We start from the raw sequence: 6,453 nt of genomic DNA, 5'->3' as shown, positions 1-6,453 counted from the left end.
GCTCTCCCAGGCCCCTTACCGCACAACGGACATGACGCCACGTCACTCACGAGACCGGCGAACCGGACCAATCCCAATCACGCAATGCCCCTGGGTGTCCCCCTCCGGCTCATCCCGCCAGCCACGAACCCACCGCCGGAGGCCGCCGAGTGACCGCTCCAGCAACCGAAGCGACCGAGGGCGACGAGTTCGTTGACGCCGAGCTGGTCGACGACGACGCGCCGATCCGGCTGCTGCCCGCCGTCGTCGCCGGGGCTGTTCCCGCGTACCGCATCACCCGGGACACGCTGCTCGTCGAAGGGGAGCTGCCGCCGCGCGTCGACGAGCAACCAGCCTTCACCGGGCGGGACTTCACCGTCCCCCCGTCGGCCAAGCGCCGGGCCGAGGAGCGCGGCACGCGGAACACCCGCGTCAACCGCGACACCACACGGGACCGCTTCGAGGAGTGGTGCGTCAAGGAGGGTCGGATCGCCCGGCCGGCCACCACCACGGCGAACGTCGTCGCCTACTTCGACCACTTGATGGAGAGCGGCAAGAAGGACGGGAGCCAGTACAGCCCGGACAGCCTGCTCGCCTACCTCTCCCGCATTGTCACCTGGTACCCCGCGGGCGAGCGGCCCGACGGCTCCCTCGTCCGGCAGATGATCGAGGACTACCGCCTGGAGGAGTACATCCCGGCCGGCGGGGAGCGGGACCAGGCCGCGGGCCTCACCCTCTTCTATCTGGTCCAGGTACTCGACAAGATCGACGAGAGCACGCGGATCGGCCGCCGGGACGCAGCCCTCCTGGCCGTCACCTACGGCAAGCTGTCCCGCGGTATCGAGGTCGCCGACCTTCTCGTGAAGAACCTCCGCGTCACTGACGACGGCGTGTGGGCCTACACCGCGAAGTCCAAGACCCGCCGCGATGGTGAGGGCAGGTGGCGGTTCATCCGCGACCGGGCCGACCTGCAGATCGTCCGTCGCGTACGGGCCTGGCTCGGCAACCTGCGCGAGCTCGGCGCCGACAACCCGACCCTTCCGCTCTTCCGCGCCCTGTCGACGACCGGCAACCTGAAGGGCCGCGACAACGCCACGGTGCGCGGCCTGCACCTGTCCGGCAGGGCGATCAACGAGATCGTGAAGAAGCGCGCGGCCGCCGCCGGGGTGACCTACATCAACGGCCTGAAGGTGACGAGCCACTCCCTGCGCGCCGGCCCGAACACCGACATGAAGCGCGCCAAGGTGCCCCTCGCCGACCGGCGCGAGGCAGGCGACTGGGGCGAGAAATCTCCGCTGCCCGACTCCCGCTACAACCGGCCGGACGACACCGTCGACGCCACCGAGACCGATCCACTGGACGCCGTTCCGCTCTTCGGCAGGTTCAAGGAGGACACTGCCAAGCCGTAAAGATGCAGGTCAAGGCGGGGTGTATGCGTAGACGCATACACAGGTGCATACTGACGGCATGGCTGACACCAGCGTACGAATCACCACGGACACGAGGGACCGCCTCGCGGCTCTCGCCAAGGCCCGCGGCATGAGCCTCGCCGCCTACCTCGACGACCTATCCCACCAGGAGGAGCACCAGGCGCTGCTCGGTCGAGCGACCGCCTCGTTCGACGCCGCGCTCGGCCGTCCGGGCTTCGTCGACGCCTTCGACACAGCTTTCGGCGGCCTCCCCGACGCGCCCGCCAGTGGTCAGGCGGCCTGACCTTGGAACTGCTCATCGACGTCCGGTGGCTCCTCGACCGGCAAGAGCGCGTGCTCGGTAAACACCTGCAGGTCCGCGACTACTCAGGGCTGGTCGCGGCCGTCGCCCGGCATCGCGTCAACACGCCCCACCTGGACATGACCGACCCCGATGCCTACTGGCGAGCCGCGGCCCTGCTCGACACGATTGTGCTGACGCGGCCGCTGCCCGCCCGGAACGAGCTGTACGGGTACGCGGTCGCCGTGGCGTACATCGAGGCCTCCGGCAAGACCGCCAATGCGAGCCAAGCCCAGTGGGTCCAACTGATCGAGGACATCAAGGCTCTGCGGCTCGACACCTTCGACATCGCCGATCGTCTGAGGTCCTGGCGAGCACCGTGATAGTCCGTCGGCCCGCGACGGCTACATGATCCCTTTCCAGTTCCATGGGCGCGGTCCGCAGCGACCGCGCAGGCAGTCGACTCGGTGCTGGGCCTGTCCGATCCAGTCGGCATTGCTTGCCGCATGCTGCGCGGCGTAGGTCGCCATCCGCAGCTCGCGAGCGCCCGCCAGGATCGGGTATCCGGCCCACTCCGTAACGTCGAGACCGTACGTCGCACAGAACTCGCCGTATTCCGGGACGGTGACCGCTCCGGTCGTCGTCCTTCGCACCGCGGTCGACACGAGGTCCCATTCCGGCGGCCCGACGGAGAACCGCTCCAGGTCCATCATCAGTGGACCGCTGCTCGTGCGGACAAGATTGCCGGGCCAGGCGTCCCCGTGCACGGCTCGGTCCCGAAGCCCGGTCGGCCGTTCGGCCCATGCCGCCGCGAGGTCCGAGTGGAGCCCGCGGAGCCACGTCCTGTCGTCGTCAGGGATCGTGGTGGCCGCGTCCAGCCGCTCGGCGATCCTGACGAAGGGATCGAGGTACCCCAGCTCAATGTCCGGCTTGGGCAGTGCGTGCAGCTGCAGGAGCAGCCGGGCGAGGTCTCGGGGCGTGCCGTGCTCGTGGGGTGGGAGTTCCTTCCAGAACGTCACGGGCCGGCCGCCTGCTTTCACTGGCTGGTCCACGTCGATTAGACGCACGGCTGGGATGTCCTTCTGCGCGAGCCAGCGTGCGACGCGTACTTCGCGCTCCGCCGTCGCGCTCTGGCCCGGCCGTGCGATCCGCACGATCACCCCTCCGGGGAGCCGCCATATCTGGTTCTCGGCCAGGCGTACGGCCTCTGCCCCAGCAGGGTCCAAGCCGACTGTGGAGCAGGCCTGTTCCAGGGCATGGCGGGCGGGTGCGGCTGCCGAAGTTGTCATGCCGAGACCGTAGCGGCGATCCGTTCGCGCAAGCCCGCGGCTTCCTGGACCTTCTGGTGCTTGGCTGCGAAGTGCCCGAGCTGCCGCAGGTCGTCAGCTGCTCGACGGGAGGTGAGCCGGCCGACCTCGTCCAGGGCGTCATGCCCGATCGCTGCCGCCTGCCGCGGATCGCCCTTGGCCATGACCAGGGCAGCCAGCTTGGTGCGGGAGATCGCGCGGGACCGCTTGAAGGAATCCGAGTGTCCCTTCACCGCAGTGTCGAAGCGACGGGCCGCTCTGCCCGGGTCCTGCCCGGAGAGGATGGCCAGATCAAACAGGGCGTGGGCGGTGTCTCCGTTGTGCTGTGCCGCATCGTAGTAGGCCATCCACGGCGGGTCTTCCGAAGGGCAGGCCCGGGTCAAGAGAGCCGATCACGCCCAACCGCCTTGCAAGCGGGGACTGGTCAAGGCGAGCCAGGAGTTTCCGCTCCGGTCGGCGTTCTCAGGTGCAGAACCCGAGCAAGTAACTCAGGGAACCCCCAGAACAAAGAGTGGGGACTTCAGCGAGCCTCATCAACGACGACCATCCGTAATTCCCCCGCGGCCGTTACCGATACCGGGCCAGCACGATCCCCAGCCCATGGCAGCCTGCGAACCCCGCCTGACGGCAGAAACCGTGGAGAGCTCGTTGCGCTGAGAGGCGCACGGCGGGTTCGGCGAGAGGTCCGGAGAAACGGACCGGGAGCAATCCCGGCACCGCGCTCCGGGCCTACTCAGCGGAGGTTGCACGCTGGCGGCGCGGCGGCGGTCCGGGGCGTTCGTCCAGGACTTGGGCAGATACAGCTCCCTGCCCACCAGCGCGCGGCCCGTGGTCGAGGCTGGCGTAGTACCACTGTCCCGACCAGGGCTGCCAGTACCGGGTTGACGCTCATGAAAAGCCCGAAGAAGCGGGTGGGAACGCGTCGCGGCGCGAGCAGGTCGGCCAGGAACGGAACAGCGGAGGAGAGCACCCCCGGCGGTCAGGGCGCCGGACGGGGCGACGGGTGTGGGCGGCCGGTGCCACAGCGCCGGCGCGCCGACCGGCAGGTACGGCAGACACTCGGGTGGCGCAGGCTCGATGGCAGCCTGGTGCGGGCCGGTCATGCGGTGACGAGGGTCATGACGAGCCCGTCGTAGCCCTTGGAGCCCACCGTCTGAAGCGCGGTGGCCGTCAGTCGGGGGTGGCCGCCGTCGGTTGAGCGGCCGCGTAAGCCGGGACAGTGTCATGGCCGGGATCTGTGTATCGCGGAGAACGCCATGAAGGAGAGCGGAATGAGCGCGACCACCAGCACGGAGACCGATGGCAACGCGGCGTACGGGCACAAGGCCTTCAAATGGTCCAGGAGCGGTGTCATTCGTCAAAGGTGCCGTTCCCTCCGGGAGCACCCGAGGCAACCAAGGGGGCCGACGCAAGCCGTGGCATGTGCGCGTGGCCGAACGTGATTGACCGATTACGGATGGTGACATCTCTCCATCCTGGCTGTTTTTGGTCCCTTGACCTATATTTGGTGTCATGAATGACGAACTCGTTTTTGACGCCGACGGACCTGTGCTCCTGGTCGGCGGATACGGCACGGTCGGCGCGGAGCTGGCACGGATGGCGGCCCCGTCGTGGCCGCTGGTACTGACGGGGCGCACCGTGCAGCGCGGACAGCGACTGGCGGACGAGACGGGCGCGGAGCTACGCACCTGGGACCTAACGGACCCGGCACCGTTCCGGGCGGGGGTCAGCGCGGTTGTCACGGTGGTCAACGATCCGGACGACCGGGTGCTGCGCGCCGCGATCAGCGGCGGAGTGCCGTTCGTGGACGTCACCCGCTGGACCGCGCGGTTGCAGCGCGCGGCCACCGTCGCGGCACTGGCAGGCCCGACCGCACCGGTACTGCTGTCCTCCGCGTGGATGGGAGGTGTGACCAGCCTTGTCGCCGCCTATCTCAGCGACCGGCTCGGCGGCGTGGACACGGTCGACGTGGCGATCCGCTGGGACCTCAGCGACCGGGCGGGCGCGGACTCGGTGGAATTCATGGACCGCCTCGGACTGGACTACGAGGTGGTGCAGGACGGGCAGCGGCACACCGTCATGCCGCTGAGCGACGCCAGCCGCGTACGCATCGGGGAGACGCTCACCCGGGTCGCCAGGATCGACACCCCCGAGCAGTTCACTCTCCCCCTCACCCTCGCGGCCAAGACTGCAACCACCCGGATCGGCTTCAGCTCGTCCGCGTCCACGGCGGCCCTGCTGGCCGCCAAGCGGCTCGGGTTCTTCCGCTGGGGCCGCGGCGAGTGCTTCACCGGTGCGCGCCGCGGATTGTTGTACGCACCCGGCGAGGGAGGCACGGCTCAGCTCCGCATCGACGTCACCCGCGGGAGCGACATCCTCTCCGCGACCGTGACCGATCCGGCCGGGCAGGCCCATCTGACCGCCCTGGGCGCCCTGATGGGGCTGCGCCGGGTACGCGGCGATGACGGCGCCCCCGCACCGAGTGGTGTGGTCTTCCCCGAACAGCTCCCGAGCCCGCAGAGCGTGCCGTCGGACTTCGCTGCGCAGGGCGTCGACCTGGTTGTGCACAGGGCTGTGCGCGACGAACACGCCGAGGACAGGGCGGCATGAGCGATCGGTCCCCAGGGCAGGAGAAGCGCACCGCAACCACGAGCAAGGGCGCCCAGCGGCGTGCTGTGATCCTGGACGCCGCCGAGAAGATCCTCTTTGAGTCCGGGTACGGTGAGCTGACCATGCGGGCGGTGGCGGTCGCGGCACAAGCGCGTCTGGGGCACGTGCAGTACTACTTCCCCTCCCGCACGGAGTTGATCGCTGCCGTCCTGCGTCGCACCCTGGACCGTTCGCTCGACAGGCTGGGCCCGTTGTTCGCCGACGCCGCCACGCACACTCCGCCGGATGCGGAGGGGCTGGTCTGTCAGCTTCTGGCCGAGCATGATGATCCGCAACTAGTACGGGTCTACGCCGAGTTGTGGGCACTGGCGGGCCGTGACGAAGCCGTCGCGGCGGTCCTGCGCACCTTCTACGGCGATTACCAGGACCATGTGGCCAGGTTTCTCCGTGCCCGCAACCCCGCTCTCCTCGACACCGTTTGCCAGGCACGGGCAAGCGTTTTCACCGTGCTGATCGAAGGAGCGGCGCTCTTCCGTTCCGGCATCACCGCCCACCGCACCGAGGCCGCCGACGCGGAACTCATCACCACGGCCACTGCTCTGCTCGGCTGACGGCGCCGGTGGAAGAGCGGAGTGGTACTGGCGTGGGATGGCCCGACCGCCTTCACGGACCGGGTGAATGTTCGTGCCGGTACCACTTCGCCGTGTGCCCAGTAGGGTCACGTACGGCTCGATCGCGCTGACGCGTGCAGCCGGCAGAAGGGCGCGGGAAGCGAGCCAGGTCTCACCGCCTCGGCAGTGTCCTGGTGTCCGAGCAGTCCAAGTCCCTGGGGCGACGTCCGTCGAGC

General features: G+C 69.0%; 7 protein-coding genes and 1 pseudogene. 5 read left to right on the top strand and 3 right to left on the bottom strand.

The features are described 5' to 3' along the window. Positions 1-149 precede the first annotated feature (149 nt). From ACGFU7_RS43045 to ACGFU7_RS43035, 3 genes are read left to right on the top strand one after another with little or no spacing between them, the layout of a single operon-like run. Complete coding sequence (locus ACGFU7_RS43045) at positions 150-1,388, top strand: hypothetical protein (protein ID WP_393703757.1); 1,239 nt, start codon at positions 150-152, stop codon at positions 1,386-1,388. Between the two features lie 58 nt (positions 1,389-1,446). Continuing rightward, positions 1,447-1,692 (top strand): antitoxin MazE7, encoded by a 246-nt coding sequence (locus tag ACGFU7_RS43040; RefSeq protein ID WP_393703755.1) that lies wholly within the window; start codon positions 1,447-1,449, stop codon positions 1,690-1,692. A gap of 2 nt (positions 1,693-1,694) precedes the next feature. Then, on the top strand, positions 1,695-2,072 hold the full coding sequence (locus ACGFU7_RS43035; RefSeq protein WP_393703753.1) for a toxin Doc: 378 nt from the start codon (positions 1,695-1,697) through the stop codon (positions 2,070-2,072). 21 nt (positions 2,073-2,093) lie between these two features. On the opposite strand, the gene ACGFU7_RS43030 is transcribed toward ACGFU7_RS43035, so the two are convergent. From ACGFU7_RS43030 to ACGFU7_RS43020, 3 genes and pseudogenes are all read right to left on the bottom strand, one after another. Beyond that, positions 2,094-2,978 (bottom strand): aminoglycoside phosphotransferase family protein, encoded by an 885-nt coding sequence (locus ACGFU7_RS43030; protein ID WP_393703752.1) that lies wholly within the window; start codon positions 2,976-2,978, stop codon positions 2,094-2,096. Continuing rightward, a complete protein-coding gene (locus ACGFU7_RS43025) occupies positions 2,975-3,343 on the bottom strand; it encodes a hypothetical protein (protein WP_393703750.1) in 369 nt (122 codons plus the stop codon). Before ACGFU7_RS43025 ends, ACGFU7_RS43030 begins: the two co-directional genes overlap by 4 nt. Before the next feature lie 386 nt (positions 3,344-3,729). Continuing rightward, a pseudogene (locus ACGFU7_RS43020) lies at positions 3,730-4,045 on the bottom strand (EamA family transporter); the annotation flags it as partial. 463 nt (positions 4,046-4,508) lie between these two features. Between ACGFU7_RS43020 and ACGFU7_RS43015 the strand changes: the two are divergent. Continuing rightward, positions 4,509-5,606 carry a saccharopine dehydrogenase gene (locus ACGFU7_RS43015; RefSeq protein WP_393703749.1) on the top strand — a complete coding sequence of 366 codons (1,098 nt, stop codon included), beginning with the start codon at positions 4,509-4,511 and terminating at the stop codon, positions 5,604-5,606. Next, on the top strand, positions 5,603-6,217 hold the full coding sequence (locus ACGFU7_RS43010) for a TetR/AcrR family transcriptional regulator (RefSeq protein ID WP_393703747.1): 615 nt from the start codon (positions 5,603-5,605) through the stop codon (positions 6,215-6,217). Before ACGFU7_RS43015 ends, ACGFU7_RS43010 begins: the two co-directional genes overlap by 4 nt. Positions 6,218-6,453 lie beyond the last annotated feature (236 nt).

The organism is Streptomyces sp. NPDC048473, from assembly GCF_043200155.1.
GTDB lineage: Bacteria > Actinomycetota > Actinomycetes > Streptomycetales > Streptomycetaceae > Streptomyces.
The sequence above is the reverse complement of the archived record's forward strand: the minus strand, read 5'-3'. Positions and strand labels throughout refer to the sequence as shown.

Coding starts and splice junctions, on each gene's coding strand:
- ACGFU7_RS43040 (WP_393703755.1), top strand. CDS start 1,447: ATGGCTGACACCAGCGTACGAATCACCACGGACACGAGGGACCGCCTC.
- ACGFU7_RS43030 (WP_393703752.1), bottom strand. CDS start 2,978: ATGACAACTTCGGCAGCCGCACCCGCCCGCCATGCCCTGGAACAGGCC.
- ACGFU7_RS43025 (WP_393703750.1), bottom strand. CDS start 3,343: ATGGCCTACTACGATGCGGCACAGCACAACGGAGACACCGCCCACGCC.
- ACGFU7_RS43015 (WP_393703749.1), top strand. CDS start 4,509: ATGAATGACGAACTCGTTTTTGACGCCGACGGACCTGTGCTCCTGGTC.
- ACGFU7_RS43010 (WP_393703747.1), top strand. CDS start 5,603: ATGAGCGATCGGTCCCCAGGGCAGGAGAAGCGCACCGCAACCACGAGC.